Raw genomic sequence first — 24352 nt, 5'->3', positions numbered from 1 at the left:
CCTAATATAAAATGTCAAAAGCAATCGAAATTACTGACGCAAACTTTGAAGAAATCATCAAATCCGAACAGCCTATCCTAGTGGATTTCTGGGCAGAGTGGTGCGGCCCCTGTAAAATGATCGGCCCAGTAGTTGAAGAACTAGCTGGAGATTATGACGGTAAGGCTGTTGTAGGTAAAGTGGATGTGGATGCCAACCCTGCGGTCGCTCAGGCTTTTGGAATCAGATCTATCCCTACACTTCTTTTCTTCAAAGGCGGTGAAATTGTAGATAAGCAAGTTGGGGCAGTTCCAAAATCTGTATTATCGCAAAAATTGGACGCGCAACTTTAATTGCTCGTCAATTTATCAGCAAAGAAAGACAGGGAGGCTACTTCCTGTCTTTCTTTGCTTTTTACCCCACATGAACTGTTGTTGGCTACATTCCCAATTATAAATTTCATTCTTGCCATAAAAAAACCGGCCATTCAGCCGGTTTCATTAGAGATTCTTTGATAGATTAATCCACTTTTGCCAGATTTTCTTTAGCCAAATCAAAAGTTGGCTCCAGGGCAACAGCCTCTTCAAATGCCTTCTTTGCCTCGGTTTTCGAATCCTGTTCAAGATAAATCATGCCCTTCAGATTCAACGCAGCTGCTTTCATGCTGATTTCCTGTGTCTCGGTCTGTGATTTTGGGAATCCTACCTTATCATCATCCTTAGAATTTTTTAGAAGCATATCCATAGAATTAAGCGCTTCAGAATATTTCTTCAAGCTATATTGGATATAGCCGGATTTGTATAAACTAAAATTGTCGCCACTCAGCAAATATAAACTTTCGAAATAAGGGAGGGAACGCTCCAAAGCGCCTACCTGCTCCAGGGAATATGCCGCTATCTCCAGTGAGGCAATACTTTTATCATTGACTTTCAACACATCCATGGAAACAAGTGCCGCCGACATGGACTGGCCTGCTTCATAATAAAGGGATCCCAGCATTTCTACATAGCGGAGATCATCAGGATTTCTGACGATCAATTGATAGAGGGAATTCTTGGCTGCCGCTACGTCATTGTACCGCAATGCCAATTGGTAAGCAGCCTGGTCAGCTGCATTTAACGTCTTCTTTAATTTTGGGTCCAGTCTGGACACAGAGTCTGCGGTCTGGGCGATAGTAGTGCTGGCACAAAAGGCCAAAAGCAGCATGAATACTACGTGCTTCATTTGAATTGTTTTTTGATTTAGTTATGACTTTGGGTGATCTGATACGGGGGACAATCCTTTAGACTTAGCAATCTCCAGCATCAATTCACGGGCCTGAACAGGATTATTATGGATTTTTCCCTCCAATATAGCTTCTTTAATTTCTTCTTTGATATCCCCAACGATTTTTGAAGGTTTCAAGTCAAAGATTCTCATGATCTCCTCTCCTGAAACCGGAGGTTGGAAGTTCCTTACCTGATCTTTTTCCTCCACTTCGATAAGCTTCTGGGCTACCTTATCGAAATTTTCTAGGTATCGTTTTACTCTCTTGTTATTCTTGGAAGTGACGTCAGCCCTGCACAACTTCATCAGATCATCTATATCATCACCTGCTTCAAAAAGTAACCTTCTCAGTGCAGAATCTGTCACATCATCTTTGACCAAAGCGATAGGACGTAAATGTAGCTTCACCAATTTCTGCACATATTTCATGCGCTCATCCATGGGAAGCTTCAGCCTACGGAAAATCCCTGGTGTCATCCTTGCCCCTTTATCTTCATGACCATGGAATGTCCAGCCAACTTTTTTGTTGAATCGTTTGGTAGCAGGTTTGGCAATATCGTGTAGGATAGCTGCCCAGCGCAGCCAAAGGTCATCACTGACTTGGCATACGTTGTCCAGTACCTGCAGGGTATGGTAGAAATTGTCTTTGTGGGACTTATCATCCACAGAATCCACTCCTTGTAAATCCACCATCTCAGGGAAAAACTCATGAAGCAATTTACCCGCAAATAACAATTTAAACCCATAGGAAGGCTTTTGCACTTGGATAATCTTATTCAACTCCACTATTATACGTTCTCCAGAAATAATCTTCAGGCGGTGGGCATTTTCACTGATAGCATGGAAAGTATCCCCATCTATATCAAAATCCAGCTGCGCCGCAAACCTCACGGCTCTAAGCATACGAAGCGGATCATCCGAAAAAGTCACAGCCGGATCCAATGGAGTACGAATCAATTTCTTTTTAATATCCGCAAGCCCATCAAAGGGATCCAGCAGATCACCGTAATCCTCTTCATTCAAGGAAATCGCCATCGCATTGATAGTAAAGTCCCTACGTTCTAGATCTTCTTGTAGTGTACCGGTTTCCACTATAGGATTTCGGGAATCCGCACGGTATGATTCTTTTCTAGCACCCACAAACTCCAATTCCAAATCATCCAATTTCAGCATCGCCGTCCCGAAATTTTTGAACACTGAAAGCGGTACATGGGTATCAAACTGCCTGGTGACTTCTTTGGCCAACTCTATCCCACTGCCTACACAGGTAAAGTCAATATCTGTAGAGCCTTGCTTTTGCCTGTTTAGAACCAAATCCCTCACATATCCTCCCACCACATAGGTTGCCACACCTAGGCTGGACGCGGCTTTGGCGACTTTGGCGAAGACATCAATTTCGTCAAGGCGTGCTCTAAAGTTCATCCTCTCATTATTTTAACATCTCCATCTGGGCCTAAAAACATTTCCTTGGTACTTGGGCTCAAAAGTGGGAATAAAATCGTTGTATGATGATCCGTAACTTCTCCTGAATCTATTTTTACCAAGACAGGCTGAGCGATCTGAAAAAGCAGCTTGTTCCAGTTAGGCTCTAAGATGAGGCTAAATCGAAGTATCCCATCCTCTATAGGGCCATTTTTTATTATATGGTTTGCGGGACTATGATAAATTGTAGGTTTACCTGCGTACTCCACTATATCCAGGGACACTTCCGAGAATGGTTCACAAATGGTGCGGATCTGAAACAAATCAAACAGTAAAAACATCCAATCTTTTCCTAACTCAGTCTTCCAATTTTCGGGTTTCATGAGGGTGATTACTTTCCCGTTTCCTTCCTTAAGGTGCAAAACACCCTTTTCCCTGAAACTTGATACTAATTTTGCGTGATCCAAAACGGTTTGTTTTTTTTACAAAAATAATCAGATTTTTGAGAGCAAAGTCCTTTATCCATAAAGCGCAAAAAAACCTTCCCCTGATAGAGAAGGTTTTTGGCAACAATTGAAGAAATCAACTACCGGTCTTCTCTGCCAAGCTTTCTATTAATAAAAACACTTGCCAGCAAGCCTATTCCTCAGAATAAAAAGATACAGGAAATAGAGGTCCCCGAATCTTCCATTCCATTGTGGTGGAACATCTCTCCTACCAGAACACCTATTCCCATACCTATGGCAAGAAGGACCAGGTCCAGAACAAACTGGCCAAAGCTGCACTTTTTTTCTGAGTTAAACAGCTTTGCATCTGCTCCGTTTTCTATGAGCACAAGTCTTTCCTTATTGCGGATTGTCAAGAATGTGAAGACGATCCCGAAAATACTGGAGAAAATAATCAATGTCACTAAAATGGTACCCGCCATGGTTCCTTTGTTTTTTCTTCTTGGATGCATCAGCCTACCTAAAAGGTTACAATCACCAACAAAAAAATGTAACTATTTATCGGGTACTTGCATCCAATGTAAAAATGCGTTTTCAGGAAGACCATCATTATATAGAGAGGACACCACGGAGTGACCACAATGCATATGGACTATTGATCCAATAGCATGTGATATATATATTCAGACTTGCTATGCGTATTCTGAAAAACAGAGAAGATGCTAAAGAAGCCTCATAAACGCATTTATGAAATGCTTTCCATTCCTTGAGAACCTTTGAGGGAAATTCCAAGTTTACTACATGGTTATATAAGATAGTTTACAATGAAGAGCTGAGAAAACCAAGGAATTTAAAAAAGCACATGATCAAGCTAGATGCCTTCGAAGAAATGGAGAACTGTTCAGGGGATTATCTGAATGGACTGAAGACACTCCCGAAGAAAGGCAATCATAAAAAACGTGGACGTGATATGTTATAGCCGACAGAGTCTGCGGCGTTTACCCTATTTTATTTAGAAGAGCAAAGTATAAAAGAAGTAGAAGATATTACGGGACTATTTTCACCTACCATAAACTTATCTCCTGTAGCGATCCTGTCGTTGGTGAGTTTTCTTACAATGTCATTTTGACTATCATCACATCAGCATAAAACCGAAGATTCTCTTAATCTTAAACTAAAAAAGGCAGTCAAAGTGACTGCCTTCCTAATTGGAACTAGAAGTATTAACCCCTTAGCCAGTTAATAAATGTCTGATAACCTACACCGATTTCTCTGGCAAAAGCTGCCTTCGTTTTCTTTCCTGCAGCTTCCACTTTTTTCCACTCTTCTACAATTTTGCTTTTTTCAGCATCAGTAAAAGATCTTCTTTTTGAGGTTTTAGCAGCAGTGGCGCTTCCTGTCACCAGTGAGATCAATTCGTTCAATTCATTAAGAAATCTTCCGTCATTCAATGGAAGACCTGCCGCTTCCAATTTTTTGATTACTTGATCCTTAGGATTTACCGGTGTTACTGCTATCCCTTTTGAAGCAGCCTCATGTAGATCAATTTTATTTCCATCGGAAGTCACATAAATAAATCCTTCTCCTTTTTTAAGATCCGCAATAGCATCTTTGATTAAGTCTCTCATATTTTTGATAACGTTGATAATTATTTATTAAAAACCGCACGCAATATATATAATAATCCATCACCCTCAATAATGACTTGGATTTTTTTTAACAAATAATCACATATATGACTAATTCGGTAAAGAAAAGTAGTAGCTATCCTTTAATCTCTAGAATAAACAAGCCAGAAATCCAATACCCATACAATCCGTATAACACCTCGGACGAAACCATCACTTACCCTTTTAACTAAAGCCAAGAAAAAAACTATTTCAACCACTTCGAGCATCCTGAAAAAAAAACTTATATCAGTACCTATCACCGTATATTTTATATAAAAAAATAAAGTATCTATTCTTATCCATACTAAAATGAGTCTAGTTTTCGTTATAGCAGCTCTGGAGGTCGGTTTATCTATTTTAGACTTCCCCTATCTACCTCCCTGTTCCCATAATCCAATAAAGGCAGAAAACACTATTCCTCCTTCAAACCGGAGAATGATTATTCAGATTACATGGTAAACAGGGTTTTGGCCAACCGTTCTTAGAACAATTGAAATACTTTAAATACCAATCAGCTTCTACAAGACAACTCGGCAATCAACCAAAGAAAAATAGATCTCTTTCGCGCCTAGCCAATTTCAACAGCTTTGTTCCCACGCACTTATCAATAATCTTTACAGCACTATATTATAGTAGGATTAGCCTAGCTGCAAGACTGCACTGACTCTATCAAAGATTTGCCCAACCCCTATTTGGTTCCGTATAACAAAATGAACCAACACTACCGACGACACCTTCTTGACACAACTGTAATATTCAGGTTAACTACAGGACGGAACTGTGTGTTTCCACAAAAAGTTCTTTAAGAAAATTGATCTATTTAAAGTTCAAAGAGCCATTTATCGGGAATTTTTCCATAATTTTGAGCCCCATAAGAATCCAATCAAATTTCCACCCTCCCCCATTCTTATGGCTTCAAACACCAAATACATATTTATTACTGGAGGCGTCACCTCCTCTCTCGGCAAAGGAATCATTGCCGCCTCACTGGGCAAATTACTTCAAGCCAGAGGCTTTAGGGTGACCATCCAAAAATTCGATCCTTACCTGAACATTGATCCGGGAACACTGAATCCCTATGAACACGGCGAATGCTATGTAACGGATGACGGCGCAGAGACCGATTTGGATTTAGGCCATTATGAACGCTTTCTGAACATCCCAACTTCCCAAGACAACAATATAACCACAGGAAGGATCTATAATAACGTCATAACCAAAGAACGTAAAGGGGAGTTTTTGGGAAAGACTGTACAGGTCATCCCTCATATCACAGATGAAATCAAGGCCAATTTTTACAAATTGGGAGAAGATGGCAAATTTGATGTGGTCATTACCGAGATCGGGGGCTGTGTAGGGGACATAGAATCTCTTCCATTCATCGAAGCGGTAAGACAAGCTAAATGGGATCTGGGGGCTAATAATTTCCTGGTAATCCACCTTACATTAATCCCTTACCTGAAAGCCGCCAAAGAACTTAAGACCAAACCCACACAACATTCTGTGAAGCAACTACTGGAAGCAGGTATCCAGCCTGACATCCTTGTCTGTCGGACAGAACATCACCTGCCTTCTGAAGTCAAAAAGAAACTTGCCCTCTTCTGCAATGTGCAACTCAATAGCGTAATCGAAGCCATGGACGCAGATTCCATCTACGATGTACCTTTATTGATGAAGAAAGAAAAGTTAGACGAGCGGGTCATGACCAAACTAAAGCTCTCTTCCAAAGAAAACACTGATCTTGAAAACTGGAAAGATTTTCTAGGAAAGCTTAAAAACCCTACCCAGGAGGTCAACATCGGGCTAGTGGGAAAATATGTATCGCTGCCTGACGCATATAAATCTATCATCGAGGCCTTCACTCATGCCGGAGCTTCTATAGAATGCGAAGTAAATCTTCGCCTGATATCCTCGGAAGAAATCAATTCAGACAATATTGTCCAGAAATTCACGGATTTGGACGGCATCGTGGTGGCTCCTGGATTTGGAGAGAGAGGTTTCGAAGGGAAAATCGAAACAGTCAAATACGCCCGAGAGAATCATATTCCATTCCTAGGCATCTGTCTAGGTATGCAAGTAGCTGTCATTGAATATGCGAGAAACGTACTTCAGCTAAAATCCGCAAACAGCACTGAGATGGATGCGAACACCTCTGATCCGGTGATCGCTTTGATGGAGGAACAAAAAAATATTGATCAAATGGGAGGAACTATGCGACTTGGTTCGTATGCTTGCGACCTCAAAAAAGGCAGTAAGGCATTTCAGGCGTACGGAAAGTCAAAAATCCAGGAAAGACACCGTCACCGATATGAGTTCAACAATGAATATCTAACCAAAATGGAGGAGGGAGGCCTGTTAGCCACAGGAAAAAATCCGGAAACAGGCTTGGTGGAAATTGTAGAAATCAAAGGCCATCCATGGTTTGTAGGTGTACAGTTCCACCCTGAATACAAAAGCACAGTACTGACTCCACAGCCCCTTTTTGTAAAGTTCATCCAAGCGGCCGTAGATAAAAAAATTAAATAAAACTCCCCGAAGTCATTTCATCGGGTTTACGATTAATCTTTATGGACAGAAATCAAGCAACTGGTTTGATTCTTTTTGCAGCAGTGATCCTGGTTTACTCGATTTTCTTTGCGAGTTCGCCAGAAGTCCCCGAAATGGAGACAGAATCCTCCGAACAAGTAGAATCTCCCCAATCCTACACATCAAGCCAAGCAGTCAGCACGGACACATTCACTGAAAATGACAGTACGCTTGACGCTGCTAGGATTTCAAAATATGGTGTACTGGCCAGTAATACTGTAGGAGAAGAAGAATCTCTTATTCTGGAAAATGATCTGATCCAGATGGAAATCTCCTCCAAGGGTGCCAGTGTTAATAAGGTTATCCTGAAAAACTACAAAAGCTGGAATATGGAGCCCCTGGAACTCTTCAATGAAGAGAGTTCCACGATGGATTTTGTGATTGAAAGTAGAAATGGCCCCCTAAACCTAAAGGACATCTACTTCACGCCTACGGTAGAGAATACGCAAAATGAAGAAGGGAAATCAATTCAGGTCTTAAGGCTAACGGCAGAAACTGAGAACGGCAGACTAGTTCAAACCTTCAGCCTTGAGGAAAACAGCTACCAAGTTCAGAACACCTTCGAGATTGACCGCTATCAAGGGGTCTTCACCGGAAATGAGATCAAACTCAACTGGGAGGATAATTTGATTACCCAGGAAATGAATCTGGCAGAATCCCGAAGACAAGCCAGACTAAATTACTACACCATTTCAGGGTCATTTGATAATCTTGGATCTGGTGACGGGCTAGAGCAGGAGACAATAGCAGAACCAATCAAATGGGTGAGTTTTAGTCAACGTTTCTTCAGTGCTGCCATGATCGCTAACACTGAATTCCAAAATGTCGCGATTACCCAAAGCACGCCTGCGGACTCTTCTATCGTCCGGACTATGGCTACCAGTTTATCTATTCCTTTACAGGACGGAAAAACAGGGTTTACATATTATTTCGGTCCCGATCAGTACAATACCCTCAAAAAGGTAACAGATGGGTTTGAAGACAATGTGGACATGGGATATTTCTTTGTCAGCTGGGTCAATAAATACATCATTGTCAACTTATTTGCCTTCCTGGAGAAATTCTTCAACAATTACGGTGTCATAATTATCATCATCGTATTCCTCATCAAACTTGCACTTTTCCCTCTGACATATAAGTCATACATAGGCATGGCCAAAATGAGGGTAATCAAACCCGAAATTGATGAGCTAAAGGAAAAGTACGGAGACGATCCCACCAAGATGCAACAGGAGCAGATGAAACTCTTCTCGAAGCTGGGGGTAAGCCCGATCTCAGGCTGCTTGCCTATGGTACTTCAGATGCCTTTTCTTTTTGCGATGTTCTTTTTCTTCCCTAATGCGATAGAACTACGACAGGAATCATTTCTGTGGGCGTCTGATCTTTCTACCTATGATACATTCATCAATCTTCCATTCACTATCCCTTTCTATGGATCACATGTAAGTTTGTTCACCTTATTGATGACCGTATCGCAGATTATTTACACGCACTTCAATAACCAACTGACAACAGCCACTGGCCCAATGAAAAACCTGGGGTACATCATGCCAGTTATGTTTATGTTCATTTTGAATTCATACCCTGCAGGATTGAGCTTCTACTATTTTGTATCCAACATGGTGACTTTTGGCCAGCAGGCCTTAATCAAGCTATTTGTAGATGACGAAAAAATCCGCGCCAAAGTAGAAGAAAGTAAAGCTAAAAACGCAAATAAGAAGAAATCCAAATTCCAGCAAAAACTGGAAGATGCTATGAAAGCAGCTGAGACTTCCCGTAAAAAATAACAATAAAAAGGAGCCCTTCTTCGGCTCTTTTTTTTGCGGGGTCATCGTGCTTACCTTCTAAAATAGCAATGAAAGATGCATGCCTACTGACAGGAATAACTGGTATAATCGTCCTTGAATAGAGACCAAAGTTTACCCTCCTCATCCCGATAAGTAATGGCTTGGGTCCGTTTACTTATTTTGATATTGCCCTTGCTCCTCACAGTGCTACCTCCCACAAGTACGATGGAACAGGGCCCATCAATCTCCTTAATATCAACCAGATTGGTATCTTCAAAAAGACTGCAGGCCGAAAGAATTAATAGCAAAAGTGGGAGAAAGTTTTTCATCTACTGACAGGACACACGCAATGTTTCGTCTAAAATGATGAAAAATTACCGCTAAATGAAAATTCTGACAGAAAATCAACACTATAAGTAGCAGGTTGCCAAAAAAAAAGCCCAACCAAAAAAAGCTGGGCTTTGTGACCTCGTCAGGATTCAAACCTGAAACCTCCTGAGCCGTAATCAGGTGCTCTATTCAGTTGAGCTACGAAGCCAAATCGGAATGCAAAGGTATCTAAAATTCGATTTTATCCAAATACTACTACCTAAGAAATTTACAATTTTATAAATAACAGCTCGTTTTACCCTTAAGAATAATTAAGATCAATAAAGGGGTAAATCAGTGGGGATTTCCTATTTTTGCCCGCATTGAGTGCATTTTAAGTAAACCAATTTGATGAAAAAAATATACACCTTTCTTCTCGCTTTTGTTCTGATCCAAGGAGCGTTTGCCCAGGATAGTCTGCAAATCGCCAAAAAACCAAAGACACCAATAGGCGGAAGACCGAATATCCCCAGCGATCTAAAATTTGAATTTGGCTTTAATCAGCTCAATAACAGGTCAGAGGATATGGCCGTTAGGTTTTTTGCCTCCCGAACCTTCAATGTTTATTATCAATATCCTGTATCCATTTTGGGGCCAACATCAGGGATGACGATGGACATAGGAATAGGTGTTGGAACTGACAAATATGCTTTTAAGGACGATCAATCCTTATACAACAATCCAGCCATTGGCCCGGAATCAAGTCAGCTGAAGGAGATCTATGACGTCTTGGGGGATGACATTAGTATTAGAAAGAATGTGGTGGCCGCCAATTACTTTGACATCCCATTGGACTTCACCTACCACTTCAACAAGACCAACTATGCCCAGGGCTTTCGGTTTAGCGTGGGCGGCAAGATTGGTTATCTATACGAATCCCACACAAAAGTAAGATATGAGGATGCCGATGGCCTTAAAAGGAAAATCAAGGACTCACAGAATTATGGTTTCGAGAAATTCCGCTATGGAATATCAGTAAAAGCAGGCACTCCCGGATTCTATGCTTGGAGTTACTTTGGGTTGAACAAGGTATTTCAAAAAGGAATGGGGCCGAACGGCACGGAAGCTACCCAGATTAATTTCGGGATAGCAGTGAATGTGTTTTAGAAGTGAGTAATTAATACCAACCGGGCTTTTGTCCGGTTTTTTTTTATCATGGGACAAATCATCTATCCCCAAATAATACTAAACCCAATAAAACAGAGTAAAAACCCATACAATAAACCTACATAAATCTCCATAGGCTTATGGGCGTCTAAAAACAACCTGACACTTCCTACCACGCCGGTTAATACAAGAACCGTCAGTAAAGGATATACGGGCTGGAATGAGGGAAACTTCAAGCCAAGTACCAATACCAATGCCAACAGCCCTCCCATCCCGGTCATATGAGCCGACATCTTCCAGAAAAAAGTGACAAAAGTAAGCCCTAGTATTGCTAGGGTGATTATGCCCAAAACCTTTCCTAAAATTGGATCTAGACCACCTTTTTGTAACAAGAAGTAAACTGTAAGAATATAGTAAATGCTGGTCACAGAGAAAGGGATTGCCCTGTCCTTTAGGCTTGCCATATGCAGGCTTTTCAGAGTCCCACTTAGTCGCAACCCACATACTGTCACCATAGGGATCACTAAGGTGGACAACACCAGTAGATAAAATATCCGGAGTTTAAATTCCTCCGGGATAGTAGTAGCCTGAGGCACCATAAACAAAATCAATCCAAAAACCAATGTGGGTATGACCAACGGCTGGAATACGATTGAAACTACAAGCGAAAACCCCCTCTGCACTACAATTCCTTTCTTAGTCGGGCAACAGGGATTTGCAGCTGTTCTCTGTATTTGGCTACAGTTCTTCGTGCGATATTATATCCTTTGCTATTCAGCATTTTGACTAGTTTATCATCAGAGAGAGGCTTCTTTTTATCCTCTGCATCTACCATGCCCTGAAGGATATATTTCACTTCCCGGTTACTCACATCCTCCCCGCTATCCGTGGCGATACCTTCAGAGAAGAAGTATTTCAAAGGATACACACCAAATTCTGTCTGAATAGCCTTACTGTTTGCCACCCTGGACACAGTAGAAATATCCATATCTATACGCTCGGCTATATCCTTCAGGATCATAGGACGCAAATTTGTCTCATCGCCATCTATAAAAAACTCCTTTTGGTACTGAAGAATAGCCTCCATAGTTCTCAGAAGGGTGTTTTGACGTTGCTTGATCGCATCTATGAACCACTTAGCGGCATCCAGCTTTTGCTTCACAAAAGTGACTGTTTCCTTCAGCTTTTTATCTTTTTTATCACTTTTGTCATAAGCATCGAACATCTCGGAGTATGACCTGGAAATCCTCAGTTCAGGTGCGTTCTTGGAATTAAGGCTAATTTCAAATTTCCCGCCAGTATTTGTCAGAATAAAATCCGGGATCACATACTGAGTGCGTACCAGACCATCTGCCACTCCCCCTGGTTTAGGGTTTAGCTTAGTTATCAGATTCACCGCTTCTTTTGTTTCCTCGTCGGACATGTCGCAGCGTTTTTGAATTTTGGTATAATGCTTCTTAGTGAATTCATCGAAGCAATCATGGATAATTTTCAACGCATTCTGTACAGTAGGGTCATCGGGATGCTCCTTGCGCTCTAGCTGTATCGTGAGACATTCCTGCAAATTCCGGGACGCTATACCTGCAGGGTCAAAATTCTGGATCTTCCTCAGTATTTCTTCAAGTTCATCGATATCAGTTTCTATGTTCTGACTGAATGCCAGATCATTGATGATAGAATCCAGATCCCGGCGTATATATCCGTCATTTTCTATACTTCCTATCAGCTGCTCTCCAATGATTTTTTTACGCTCATCCAGCCTCAGGAAGCTCAATTGGGAAACTAATTGCTCATGCAGGGATGATTGGCTGGAAATCGGTATCTCACGATCCTCTTCATCTGTATTATAATTGCCATCACCCTGCATTTTATATCCACCGTACTCGTCATCCAGGTAATCGTCGATGTTCACATCCCGATCATCCTGAGGAGTCTCCTCTTCGTAAGAATCCTCAAAATCATCTTCCTTGGCATCTTTTTCTTCAGTTTTGCCTTCTTCCAGAGCCGGATTGATTTCAAGTTCCTCTTCTATCCGAGCATCAAGCTCAGCTGTAGGCACCTGCAGCAATTTGATAAATTGGATCTGCTGAGGTGAAAGTTTCTGAGAAAGTGATTGGCTAAGATTTAGCTTTTGCATTCGATATAAGGTAATACCTGCTGTTTGGGTTAAAAAAAGGCCTTTCCATTGGAAAAAGCCCTCATGCCAAAGTTATGAAAAACGAGGGAATTTTTGATAAAAAGCTTATTTAATCGTTTTTTTGCATTCCTTTAACATATTCGCGGGACTTCTAAAATCCGCATAAAAAAATCACCAAATGGCATTTAACAAACGAGTCAAAATAAAGACCATCCTGGATACAAATCCTATTGGGACTGAAGTGACCCTGATGGGCTGGGTACGCACAAAGAGAGGAAACAAAAATGTTTCATTTATTGCGTTGAATGACGGCTCCATCATTACCAATTACCAAGTGGTGGCTGACCCAAATCTGATTTCAGAAGATGTCCTGAAAAAATGTACAACAGGAGCTTGTCTGAAAGTGGTTGGGACGGTGGTAGAATCCCAAGGATCCGGACAGAGCTCTGAGTTAAATGCAGTATCCATAGAAGTGCTGGGCGAGGCAGACCCTGAGAAATATCCTCTGCAGCCAAAAAAACACTCTATGGAGTTTCTTCGTGAAAATGCCCACCTTAGAATGCGGACCAATACATTTGGCGCGGTATTCAGGGTAAGGCATGCCTTGGCTTTTGCTGTCCATAAGTATTTTGACAAAAAAGGATTTTTCTACGTCCACACTCCTATCATTACAGCTTCGGATGCTGAAGGTGCGGGAGAGACATTCAAGGTGACTACGCTGGATCTGAAGAATCCCCCTAAAACTGAAGAGGGGGAGATAGATTATAAGCAGGATTTCTTCGAAAGAGAAACAAATCTTACCGTTTCAGGACAATTGGAAGGGGAATTGGCGGCTATGGCACTTGCGGATATCTATACGTTTGGACCTACCTTCCGTGCGGAGAATTCTAATACGACACGTCACCTGGCGGAGTTCTGGATGATCGAACCGGAGATGGCCTTCTACGATGCGGAAGACAATGCTGACCTCGCGGAGGATTTCCTGAAATATGTGATCCGCTATGCGCTTGACCATTGTGCCGAAGATTTGGCATTTCTGGATTCCAGACTGCTGGAAGAAGAGAAATCAAAGCCTGCAGACCAACGGAGCGAAATGACTCTAATGGACAAGCTGAGATTTGTAGTGGACAATGATTTTGTGAGAATCACCTACACCGAGGCTATAGAAATCCTAAGAAACTCCAATCCTAACAAGAAAAAGAAATTCTCCTATCTGATCGATGAGTGGGGAGCGGATTTGCAGTCTGAACACGAGCGCTTCTTGGTAGAAAAACACTTCAAGAAGCCGGTAATCCTAACTGATTATCCTAAAGACATCAAGTCTTTCTACATGCGTCAAAATGACGATGGAAAGACTGTTGCCGCCATGGACATACTTTTCCCAGGCATAGGTGAAATCGTGGGTGGCTCCCAACGCGAAGAGCGAATGGATGTGCTGACCAAAAGAATGGAAGAAATGAATATTCCACAGGATGAAATGTGGTGGTATCTTGACACGAGAAGATTTGGGGCTACCCCACACGCAGGTTTTGGACTAGGTTTTGAACGAATGGTATTGTTCGTCACCGGCATGGGCAATATCAGGGATGTCATTGCTTTCCCGAGAACTCCGGGAAACGCGGAATTTTAATAGCAACAAGCCCGGCAGAAATGTCGGGCTTGTTTAAGTAAATAGCTCCTAACTCAGGGCTCCCAGGATAATAGATAAAAATCTACAGCTTCCTCTTCTTCACTCATTTTACTGAGATATAAACCTTTTTGGCCTGTAAACATCATAGGAGCCCTATCCAATTCCTCTTTTCTAAAATTAATCTCTCCTATCAATTTCTCCTGATCAAGATCATAAATCAACAGATTATTTTCTGAGGTCAGTCTATATTCCGAGAAAGAAGAAAATAAAGTTTCATCACTTTTGGAGAAGGAAATAGTTCTAAATAAGATTCTATTCCTTTCATCAATGAGGAGGTCGGTATATGCACCTTTTCCTATTACTTCAAAATAACCCGGAGCTCCATTAATCTTATCTAATGGTTGACTATCAAAATTTGAGGTTTCCCTCTTATTGATTGAAGAAATATCTAAAGATTTCAATAGATTAAATGACGAATTGTAAACATACACCGAATCACTTAGTGGGAAACTCATATAAATCAAATCTTGACTGACGGCTTGTTCATTCATTATAGTAATTACTCCAGGCCAATTATGATCATGGTACTCTAAAGGGTAGCCAATACCGACAGTATTCAATCCTGTGCTTATATCAATTGATTGTGCTACGCTGACTTTACTATGATAGTCAAGTCCCTCATATGGTATTTCAGGAAAACCATAAAAAATTATTTTCCCGTTGACGAAGCCTTTCAAGGCATTATTTGTTGTAAACGGTGTAATTTGATCTAATACAGGTATTCCTTCTTTGGTATTGTAAGTCTTGAGTTTTTGGTTTCCATTCATTAAGTGAACCTGCCAGCCAAAGCTATTTACCACAAAAATAGAGTCCATAGTATGTACAAAAAAACCATTCATTGAGCCAATACCATCAGGCCCTTCCTTTTCAAATCGGATTGTCTCTTCCCACTTTTGCGCATCGATATTATAGACTTTGATATTGTCCTTCATTTTGACGTCCCCAAAAAAAAGAAACTCTTCACCATCAATGACTTTAGCCTGTAGACTCCAAGTCCGAAGCGGGTGGTCTTCCACAACTAATTGAAAAGCATGAGTCAGCTTGTAATTGAGTTCAGGCAATTCTCCTACTTCATTTGGAGAGCATGAGCTGCAATAAATGATTGCGCTAAGAAATATAATTGAGTTTAATGCTTTGTTCATTTCTGATAAACGGACGACTGGACAGTCATTTAAAACTCAATATATAAAAAGAATATGACTACTACTGAATTTTCGTAAACAGTTTACTTTATTAGTTACTGTTGATTTTGATATGATTTTGAAAAAATTTTCAACTCACTACTTTGACCCGTTTTACCAACGGAATACATACCAGACTAAATATAATCGCGTATATCCCACCACATTGTAATTCGTAAATTCTCCCGCTGCATTTTCCCCGATTATTATTCCAGCGAGCAAGGATGCCGCACCCGTGGCCAATTGTTGCACTGCTGAGTTGAAACTCAGAAAACTCCCCCTGTTTTCAGGTTTTGCTGTACCCGTTACGATTGCGGCCGCAGGTACATACCTGCTACTGGAAGTCACAAAAAACATCATGGAGATCATCAAAACAAAGCGAATAGGCGTTACACCCAAATGAGTAATGATTGCAATAGGGATTACATTTGACAGCATGAAAATGATAAATATCTTATGCTTTTCATACCTACCTGAAAGCATCCCTACCCAAGGAGAGATAAAAACAGTAAGGATACCTCCCGTGATATAGATATAGGTAAATCAGGAAATACTCAAGCGAATATAAGTTTCCGGAATAGCTTCAATAATATCACTTGCAATTAAGGATCGCCTCTTGGACTGGGATGCTATTTCACCTGCCAGACCATGATGATAAACGCCGCACAGCGCGGCGTTTTCAGGTGAATAGCCCATACCTAGGTATGCCGTAATCATACCCGTAAGCACATCTCCCGATCCACCCGTAGCCATGTATTTAGTGCCGGAGGAGTTGACAACCTGTTTCCCATGAGGCAAGCTGATTACCGTATTTGCTCCCTTGAGCACCACGATCAATTCATTTTCAACGGCAAATTTTCTTGCCTTATCCAGTCTGTCCAGATGATTGGGTGAAGATCCCACAAGTCTGGAAAACTCTCCAATATGGGGAGTCAGCACAGAATTTTTTGGCACTAAAGGAATCAGATCACGGTTTTTTGCCAGTATATTCAGCGCATCTGCATCCACAACTATGGGATTTCTGTAATCCTGTAAAAATTGTCTAAACATGCGTACCCGGTTTTCTGTCCCCCAACCCGGTCCTATGCCCACTGCGTCGTATATCTCTGGATTTGGAATCAAGCCCCATGAAGCCATAGCTTCAGGAACTGCTGTTTGGATAATAAAACGTTCAGAATCTTCCATATGACAGGTCACCAGACCTGAGCCAGTTCTCAATGCGCTCCTTGCACATAGCACAAGTGCCCCCATCTTTCCGGGACTTCCACCAATAAGAAGTACTTTACCCATTTCTCCTTTATAGCTGAACCGATTGAACACTTTGTGCAAGGGCGGTATATCCTGCGCTTGCATATAGTAAAAAGACGTCTCAAGCTTTTCATATGCCTCACCCAACACCCCGATCTTCAATACTATCAACTCTCCTACATATCCGGCATGCTCAGGCATCACGAGTGAAAGCTTTGGGAATTCAAAACTTATAGTAAAATCTGCATTCACTGCCTCACCTACACTTACTTCATCGGATGGCAAACCGGATGGTACATCTATACTAATCACTGTCCCTTGGTACTCATTCAGTTTTTGAATGATTGTACCTGCATTTGGTCTGAGAGGCCCTGTAAGACCAATCCCGAGAAAAGCATCAATCAAAATCCCTTGTGGAGAAAAAGCCCAGTTACCCAATTCCATAAGCGGAATTGATTTAGGCACTCGTTCTAAATTCAATTTTGCATCAGGGCTCATTCCTTCAGCTGAATCGAAACATTTCAGAATTGAAACTGAGAAAGAGTGTGCTGACAATAATCGGGCAATAGCGAGACCGTCTCCGCCATTGTTTCCTTTACCTACCGCAATTTGGACAGGACAATCAGTAGAAAAGCTTTGCGTGAGGAACCAGTCAACAAAGGCTTGAGATGCTGATTCCATCAATTCATAGCTGCTTTGGCAACTTAATTTAACATGCGTCGCATCCAACTCCTTGACTTGTGTTCCTGACAATATTTTCTGCATAAGTGCTAATTTTCAGTCTCCAATCCTTTTTTGAGATAGTCACTAAATTAGGAAACCTATGCCACCCATAAAAATATGAAATGCTATATCCCCCTTTTCCTCTCTGCCTGATACCTAAGGGAAGGCTAGAGCTGTTTTATTGATAAGGCTTATCAAATTTCACGATACCTTGATTAAAACAATCATCATCCTGTGCCTTTTACTGATGATTTTATTAATGTGATTGCATATGGGAATAATCAAAAAAGCAAGTCGGTTTTACTACTCAGATAGTTGACAACAGGGCTTCTCACCAGCAATCCATTTAAATCAAGAAATTCCAAATAAGTGGAAAAAATCTGTTTTTCCAGATCCAATAAGATTTGTCTCTTTTTGATCATGTTTTCTTTGACCTTAAGCAATACCAAAGGAGAGATTCCTTCTATGGATTGGTATTTTTTCAATGATTCTTCTTCATTGCTCTCCTCCAGAATCTTTGACAGTAGCCGATGCTTGGCAAAAAGCACCTCCAGGACGGTTAAGGTTTCCGAAATATCCTCTTCCAATTCATATTTTATATCATCCAGATTGTTCTTTTCTTTGGCGATTTTGATGACACGTTCGTTTAGACTCCCTTTCACCGCTGATCCAATTGGTATTTTGAGCCCTACACCAAGACTGAAATCTTTTCGGAACCCCTCATTAAAATCATCTCGATAGGAAGCTTCAAGAAATTTAACAGGTGTTTTCGCTGATGCCCTTTTCTGCTCATACTCCAACTCTGCGAGTTCAACGTCCAAGTTTTGTTGCGCATAATAAAGATTATCTTCATCAATCCCTTTGTCAAAGGAATTTACAAACAGGGCAATTCCCTCCACTGATATGATACCCTTCTTGTCCAACTGTACCATTTCTTTTACTCCCAATAATTCAGATACCTCCCTGGAAGATTGTTTCATGTTGTTTTCTAAATCTACAAGGTCAATTTGCAGTTTGTGATAGTCATTCTCGGCATCCAGGAGATCCTGATAATCAAAGTCGAGGTTATCGGCCAGCTTCTTTAAAATAGTTATGCGATCTTCCAGCAATTCTTTCAACTTCAGCTTTCCTTGTAGAACTTCCTCATTTTTGATCATTGATATTATTAGCTTATAGCGGTATTCAAGAGCATTGTTAAGCTTTTCCTTTCCTTGAAGTCTGCCCTCATCCAAACTTTTAGCTTTATACTTGTTGTTCAGCTTTCTCTCTTTTGGAAAGTTAGTATAGGCCCTAAATCGGTATGATTGTTCATTCAAGTCAAAATTGCGGGTTCTTGTCCTCAGCTCTAAATGATCAATATAGGATAGGCTGTAGGTATTTTCATCTATATAGTCAACCTGATCCGTGTGGTAGTTATAATTTGAATCCTCAATCGCCGTAGCCAAAATAGCAGTAGTGGTAGTTTTGGCCGTATCCTGTGCAGATAAACCAACAAATGGCATCATTATATAAAACAATAACATATTAAAAGATTTTTTTGAGTATGACTTTCTCTCCAAGAAGCAATTGGTTTTGACGGGGAACCCTCACTTGAACTTCTCTTCCCCAAAGCCTAACGTCGATGTTTTTTCTTAAACGCTCAGGGTATTCGGTAATACTGGATCCTACACCCACCACTTCCCCTTCCAGTTTCTTTGACCTATCTGCCATAGACTGGACCTGAACCCGATCCTTGATCTGAATATTCTGATAACTGTCTTCATGTATAAAACCGGTAATATATGAGGGTGTCTGTGAGTTCAATATCAATATTGGGGTGTAAGGCGAAACAATCTCTCCGATTTTGAAAGCAATGGTCCCAATAACTCCCTCAGCTTGCGCATATACAGTCAATTTTTTCTTTTCCTGCTCCAACTTTTCTATCTCCTTCTCCAAATTGCCAATTTGAGTGGCAAAAGGATTCTCCTGAGATCCTGATTGGCCTTTGAGCTGTTCGATCCTTAGCTCCAATGGGCTTGTCATAAGTTCCAAATCATTTTTTAAGGCCTCTATACGAACTTTCGTAGGGTTTATGTAGGCACTGCTATCTGTATCAAATTGGATGCTTTTCAATTCATTGGTCAAGGATTTGTTGATTGAATATTGCATCTCAATTTGCTTGATTTGAGATTCTATTTCCGCACGTTTGGCCTTGATTTCCGCCTCTAGTTGGGAAATCATTGATTTAGAATCAAATCCAGCAGCTGACTTTTGACTCCTCAAGGTAATCAACTGGTCAGTGATCATCCGAATTCGTTCATCCAATTCTGGCCTGAACACTTCCAAAAGCGTATCTCCGGGCTGTACCATCTGCCCCTGCACCACATGGATTTTACTAATCTCAACCAAACCACCATAACTGACCACAAAATCACTGTTTTCTGCTATGCCATAAAAGGATTTATTAAAACTGTGGAGATTGAAATTAAAATAAATCAAAGCCCCGACTATAATCAACCAAAAAAGCACAATGTATTTAGCCTTGCCCATAATCAACTAAAAGTTTCACTTACAGTATCGTATTCCATCCGGATAGAAAATTGCGGATTAACCTCTTTAAGGGCCGCAAAGAGAGAAGTCTGTTCTTCCTGCTTCCTCATTCTTACCTGGTAATTGTATTGGTAGTTCCGTCCAGCTTCCTTAGCATGATTGGTTCTTACTATTAACAGATTGTAAGATTTGCACCACTTACTTAGCTCTTCCTCTATAGGCACCTTCAAATCCTCCATACCGTCATGACTAATCCGCAATACACCAATCGGCGGATACTTTTCTCCCAAGAAAGTGGAGTTTAGCATAAAAGCTGTTAGGCAAAAAAACAAGGTTCCCACCACCGCTATTTCAAATCCATAAACTCCGCAGGAAATCCCAATTGCCAGTGACGCAAATAGGAATATTATATTTCTGGGATTTCTGAAATTGGTTCTAAACCTTATTATTGCCAAGGCTCCCAGCATACCTAATCCGATAGCGACGCTATCTCCTATCGCTTGGATCACCATAATAGCTACAATTGGGCTAAGAATTAGAGACTGGATGAAAGGGGTGCTATAGCCAGCTATTTCAGTAGTTCGATAGTATGTAAAGGCCACCAATACGGCAAGGCTAAAAGCGAACATCACAGAATAAAGTACCGAAAAAAATGGCGGAAACTCTGCTGTGGTTTGTAAACTGAAATAATCCATGTGTTTAAAATAAGATTAAAAGGCTTTTTAAAAAACGATCAGGGACTACAACTTAATGAATTTTTTAACTTCCATACCGGCCGTACTCACCACTCTGACAATATAGACTCCAGCGGGAAGATCCCCCGTATGGATTTGAACCTGATAGGTAAGCGCTTTATCGAAAGTCTTCAAAATCGCTCCGTTTGTATTGATTATATCAATTTGCCTAATATTACTCTGGGCCCCGTCTCTGAACTGAAGCGTCAGATTGTTTTCAGAGGGAATGGGAAATACTTTTTCCAAGTATTGAGCCCCATCTTCCTCATCGTTATCAAACATGCCTCCGGCTATTGGATGACCATCTATACTGATGTTGTTGAACCTGGCGTTTCCGGAGTTTCCCGACACCGATGAGCCATCAAACATAAACCGGACTTTAAAATCCTGATTATCATCCGCATTCCGAACCTGACTGAAGTCTATGGTAACCAAGACAAATGTTTCCTCAAGTAGAATTTCTTTCAATTCAAGACCTTCATCGCCCCACTCCTCCCCATCTACGGAGTATTGTACCACCATTCTATCTGGCCCATTCCCGGTCCTGGACAGTGCGAGAGACATGCTTATCTTTTCATATCCGACCGTAGGCACATCAAAAACCAACTGCGCTTCTCTACTGCCAATGGACAGGGGATTTCGAGTCCTTATACCCCGCATTCGATCCGCTGAATAGGCCCTGTTCCCATTTCCTTTATTCCGGTAATTGACCGGCGTGGGATCATTCACCCTGTCCATAATTCCCGCCGTTCCGGATGCAGGTGGATAAGGGGAAATAGCCGGCTGAAAATATAATAGCGCTTTGGTGTTGTTGCTACTATAGGTTGCATCTAACTTTGTCAGCGGAACATCATTCTCTACATTTTCATCTCCAAAATACCAAAAGTGTATCAATTGCTGAGCTGGGGCTTTCGAGGAAGTGAATACAGCCTCTACTACGGTATTCTTCTCCAAAGTCAGGGAAATGACGGAATCTTCCCCATGCTTCTCACCTCCCACAAGCCAATGATCAAAAGTAAAGCCTTCCTTGGCCTTTGCTTCCAAAGTGACCGGTACATTTTTGAAGTAGATGCCTTTCCAGGGATAAGCGAGATCATTCACTCCTGGAGTTTCCGGAGAAATATCCAGGGTATTACATTTGATGGAGCCTTGGTTGTCATTATATATCGACAAGGTTAGCTCAACATTTCCCTCAAGATTAAAATGATTTTGAATATGCTCCCTCTGAATATTAGGACGCTCAGTAAAAAAGTCAATCATTTCATCCCTCCGCTCTAAGGTCGCACCCTGGTGATTCCATCTGTCATAGTGCTCCCCGAGATTGGGTTCCAGTAGGCTGAATCTTTCCCTTAAGATAGCGTGAACCCGATTTGTCCGGAAGGTACTGTTCATATGGTCTGCAAACCGGTTGATAAAAAGGTTTTTAAACTTCTCATTGGTAAGTAGGCTCCTCAACATGGCCGTCTTGCTCGGGTCTCCTGCACTATACAATTCCCCACCTCCTTCTGGATGGATGAAATTGTTGAGAAAGTCAAAAGAAACCGGGACGATACCAGGTCGGGCACCGGTGTCAAAATCCCAGATCATAAATCTCCACTTTCCATCTTGAAATGGGGCATCCCCTATTTCCCTTGCCCTCCAATATCTAAAATGCTTATCGCCATACCAATCCACATTGTTTAGATAGATGAACATGATCTGGTAATCAATATAACTGAGCATATCGATTTTCTCTTCAAGCAAACTGAAATTCTGATCATCTTGAAGATCATTGTTCACTGCAAGCTGGTACACCTCTCTATAGAGTTTGATATCGTCAGGCCTTCCCTCATCTACATGTTCTACACTGCCCTCTCCCCAGGGAGCATCCAAAATAATCACATTGTCCTGATCCAGATTATACTGTCGGGCGATGTGGTGGTCATCATATCTATCCCTGATATTTACTATCCCCCAATATTCCCCATTCAACAATAAAACAGCAGGAAGACTGTGTTGCAGATCTACTTTCGCCGGTTCCATGATTTGATGGTTGACAGCATCAGTATAAATATCCATATAATCCCCACCTGCTCTTAAAATCACCCGTTTATACGAGTCCTTTAGCTTCCCAAAGGCGTCCAAGGCGTTTGGGAAGATAGGGTAACTTATTTCATCTTTGGCATCATAGATATCCCTGCCATACAATCTAAGTCCCTTAGCAGCTCTTTCTACGGATCCTCCTCCATGAATTCTCGTTCCGAAATTTTGAGAAATCACTCTTTCACCATTTTGCAGATAAAATTCAACATGAACCGGCCGTTCCCAAATCTCACCACTATAGTAGAAATTACCTTGATTAACATAGTTGCCCGGAGTCCCTCCATGATCAAAAAATGGCCTACCCTGCACATAAATCCCTTTTTCATATCCAAATAGACCTTCAGCAGACCCTGCCATGGATATCACAGGTAAGCCATAACGTTGGTTAAGTCTCCTGTCTATCAGAAAACTCCCTGTGGTGACCGGGCCCATTTTACCGTCTTTGTAGGCTGCGGTGCGTACTACGTTTCCTTTAAAAACCCTTTCCTTCGGTCTTGTCCACCCCAACCCATATTCGTTTTTGTAGGTAGTAATGATGTCTGACAAGTCATTGTCTTCCGCAGTACGGTCAGCAAGCTGTAGTGCTTCTGTATAGACATAGGTTTTGTTTTTCCGCGTAATATTCTCGCTTGTTTCCCACTCACCGAAATGATAATAATTAACCAAAAACTCAGTGCCATTCTCTTGCACGTTTTCAATGTTAGGAACTGAGCCATCCAGTGTATAGAGGATTTTTACCGATTCATCTGGGGATGATAGTTCCAGTGAGATTTGCTCCTCATACCAGCCAGGACTATGGGAAAAACTAGGAGCCACCAAAAGACCAGCTTGCCCCTCTGTTGGGTTTTCTTTTCCAGGAGTGGGAGATTCGAAGAAATACCATTCCCCGGTTCCATTGGGGAATCTACCATAGGAAAGGTTGGTGGGTATAGCCGGCACCTCCAACCTATCTACTTCCACTCGATCAGGAGAGTGCAACAAAAGTGTCTCCCCTCCATCCGCTTTGATACTAAAATTGGTGTGAAGTGACCCGGAGATGTTTTTTCTATCCTTACCTGATGCCCATATCAACAAAGTACTCTTCCCCTGTAAGGTAATAGCAGGAAATTCCCATTTGCCCGGCTCTGATTCACTATCTGTCAGCAAAAATCCCTTTAGTTCTATAGGGGCTTCTCCAAAATTGAACAATTCAATCCAGTCTCCATCGTCCCCATCCTCATCAAAGATTGTCCCATTATTTGACGACATGATTTCATTAATGCGTATATCCTGAGCTTTTGCCCAAAAACCGCATAAAGACAATAAAATAATGCCGATTAAAAGAGTTTTGTTCATTATAAAGCAGTTATTCTAATGACCAGGATAAATAAGGGCATTTTCAAGATCGTTGTTTATT

The 24352-nt window shown here is 41.3% G+C and carries 20 protein-coding genes and 1 tRNA gene; 5 read left to right on the top strand and 16 right to left on the bottom strand.

Going from position 1 to position 24352, the window contains the following annotated elements:
* The first annotated feature begins 11 nt into the window (after nt 1-11).
* Nucleotides 12-332, top strand: coding sequence for a thioredoxin (trxA, locus tag LZF95_RS17830; RefSeq protein ID WP_111318348.1), 321 nt, complete (start codon nt 12-14; stop codon nt 330-332).
* Nucleotides 333-498: 166 nt separating this feature from the next.
* Here trxA and LZF95_RS17825 read toward each other — a convergent pair whose 3' ends face one another.
* From LZF95_RS17825 to LZF95_RS17805, 5 genes are all read right to left on the bottom strand, one after another.
* Nucleotides 499-1203 carry a lipopolysaccharide assembly protein LapB gene (locus tag LZF95_RS17825; protein WP_233756385.1) on the bottom strand — a complete coding sequence of 235 codons (705 nt, stop codon included), beginning with the start codon at nt 1201-1203 and terminating at the stop codon, nt 499-501.
* 21 nt (nt 1204-1224) lie between these two features.
* A complete protein-coding gene (locus tag LZF95_RS17820; RefSeq protein ID WP_233756384.1) occupies nt 1225-2667 on the bottom strand; it encodes a CCA tRNA nucleotidyltransferase in 1443 nt (480 codons plus the stop codon).
* Nucleotides 2664-3134, bottom strand: coding sequence for a hypothetical protein (locus LZF95_RS17815; RefSeq protein ID WP_233756383.1), 471 nt, complete (start codon nt 3132-3134; stop codon nt 2664-2666). The genes LZF95_RS17820 and LZF95_RS17815 overlap by 4 nt, the downstream gene beginning before the upstream one ends.
* A 179-nt stretch (nt 3135-3313) precedes the next feature.
* The gene (locus LZF95_RS17810) at nt 3314-3625 is read right to left on the bottom strand and encodes a hypothetical protein (RefSeq protein ID WP_233756382.1); all 312 of its coding nucleotides are present in this window, start codon (nt 3623-3625) and stop codon (nt 3314-3316) included.
* A gap of 711 nt (nt 3626-4336) precedes the next feature.
* Complete coding sequence (locus tag LZF95_RS17805) at nt 4337-4741, bottom strand: hypothetical protein (protein ID WP_233756381.1); 405 nt, start codon at nt 4739-4741, stop codon at nt 4337-4339.
* 951 nt (nt 4742-5692) lie between these two features.
* Between LZF95_RS17805 and LZF95_RS17800 the strand changes: the two genes are divergently transcribed.
* Together LZF95_RS17800 and yidC are read left to right on the top strand one after the other, a co-directional pair.
* Nucleotides 5693-7309, top strand: coding sequence for a CTP synthase (locus LZF95_RS17800; RefSeq protein WP_233756380.1), 1617 nt, complete (start codon nt 5693-5695; stop codon nt 7307-7309).
* A 41-nt stretch (nt 7310-7350) separates the two neighbouring features.
* The gene (gene yidC / locus LZF95_RS17795) at nt 7351-9156 is read left to right on the top strand and encodes a membrane protein insertase YidC (protein WP_233756379.1); all 1806 of its coding nucleotides are present in this window, start codon (nt 7351-7353) and stop codon (nt 9154-9156) included.
* Nucleotides 9157-9239: 83 nt separating this feature from the next.
* Here the strand turns inward: yidC and LZF95_RS17790 are convergent, their stop codons facing one another.
* Both LZF95_RS17790 and LZF95_RS17785 read right to left on the bottom strand, forming a co-directional pair.
* Nucleotides 9240-9485 carry a hypothetical protein gene (locus tag LZF95_RS17790; protein WP_233756378.1) on the bottom strand — a complete coding sequence of 82 codons (246 nt, stop codon included), beginning with the start codon at nt 9483-9485 and terminating at the stop codon, nt 9240-9242.
* 135 nt (nt 9486-9620) lie between these two features.
* Nucleotides 9621-9694: transfer RNA gene (locus LZF95_RS17785), tRNA-Arg, on the bottom strand.
* A 182-nt stretch (nt 9695-9876) separates the two neighbouring features.
* On the opposite strand from LZF95_RS17785, the gene LZF95_RS17780 reads away from it, so the two are divergent.
* The gene (locus tag LZF95_RS17780) at nt 9877-10632 is read left to right on the top strand and encodes a porin family protein (RefSeq protein WP_233756377.1); all 756 of its coding nucleotides are present in this window, start codon (nt 9877-9879) and stop codon (nt 10630-10632) included.
* A 62-nt stretch (nt 10633-10694) separates the two neighbouring features.
* Here LZF95_RS17780 and LZF95_RS17775 read toward each other — a convergent pair whose 3' ends face one another.
* Together LZF95_RS17775 and rpoN are read right to left on the bottom strand one after the other, a co-directional pair.
* Entirely contained in the window at nt 10695-11270 is a 576-nt protein-coding gene (locus LZF95_RS17775) for a PA-phosphatase (RefSeq protein WP_233756376.1), read from the bottom strand.
* Between the two features lie 44 nt (nt 11271-11314).
* Entirely contained in the window at nt 11315-12769 is a 1455-nt protein-coding gene (gene rpoN, locus LZF95_RS17770) for an RNA polymerase factor sigma-54 (protein WP_233756375.1), read from the bottom strand.
* A gap of 178 nt (nt 12770-12947) precedes the next feature.
* Here rpoN and asnS point away from each other — a divergent pair, with 178 nt between their 5' ends.
* Complete coding sequence (gene asnS, locus LZF95_RS17765; RefSeq protein ID WP_233756374.1) at nt 12948-14399, top strand: asparagine--tRNA ligase; 1452 nt, start codon at nt 12948-12950, stop codon at nt 14397-14399.
* 53 nt (nt 14400-14452) lie between these two features.
* Here the strand turns inward: asnS and LZF95_RS17760 are convergent, their stop codons facing one another.
* The 7 genes from LZF95_RS17760 to LZF95_RS17730 all read right to left on the bottom strand — a co-directional run bounded on the left by LZF95_RS17760 (nt 14453) and on the right by LZF95_RS17730 (nt 24291).
* Nucleotides 14453-15601, bottom strand: a complete 1149-nt coding sequence (locus LZF95_RS17760; RefSeq protein WP_233756373.1) for a DUF4221 family protein — start codon at nt 15599-15601, stop codon at nt 14453-14455.
* 153 nt (nt 15602-15754) lie between these two features.
* Nucleotides 15755-16123, bottom strand: coding sequence for a hypothetical protein (locus LZF95_RS17755; protein WP_368670788.1), 369 nt, complete (start codon nt 16121-16123; stop codon nt 15755-15757).
* Nucleotides 16124-16183: 60 nt separating this feature from the next.
* On the bottom strand, nt 16184-17653 hold the full coding sequence (locus LZF95_RS17750; RefSeq protein ID WP_233756371.1) for an NAD(P)H-hydrate dehydratase: 1470 nt from the start codon (nt 17651-17653) through the stop codon (nt 16184-16186).
* Nucleotides 17654-17892: 239 nt separating this feature from the next.
* Nucleotides 17893-19116 carry a TolC family protein gene (locus tag LZF95_RS17745; RefSeq protein WP_233756370.1) on the bottom strand — a complete coding sequence of 408 codons (1224 nt, stop codon included), beginning with the start codon at nt 19114-19116 and terminating at the stop codon, nt 17893-17895.
* Nucleotides 19117-19135: 19 nt separating this feature from the next.
* A complete protein-coding gene (locus LZF95_RS17740; protein WP_233756369.1) occupies nt 19136-20140 on the bottom strand; it encodes an HlyD family secretion protein in 1005 nt (334 codons plus the stop codon).
* Nucleotides 20141-20142: 2 nt separating this feature from the next.
* A complete protein-coding gene (locus LZF95_RS17735) occupies nt 20143-20835 on the bottom strand; it encodes a DUF4956 domain-containing protein (RefSeq protein ID WP_233756368.1) in 693 nt (230 codons plus the stop codon).
* 45 nt (nt 20836-20880) lie between these two features.
* Nucleotides 20881-24291 carry a CotH kinase family protein gene (locus tag LZF95_RS17730; RefSeq protein ID WP_233756367.1) on the bottom strand — a complete coding sequence of 1137 codons (3411 nt, stop codon included), beginning with the start codon at nt 24289-24291 and terminating at the stop codon, nt 20881-20883.
* Between the last annotated feature and the right edge of the window lie 61 nt (nt 24292-24352).

Source organism: Algoriphagus sp. AGSA1, assembly GCF_021390545.1.
Lineage (GTDB): Bacteria > Bacteroidota > Bacteroidia > Cytophagales > Cyclobacteriaceae > Algoriphagus.
This window is presented reverse-complemented; position numbering and strand designations above follow the sequence as displayed.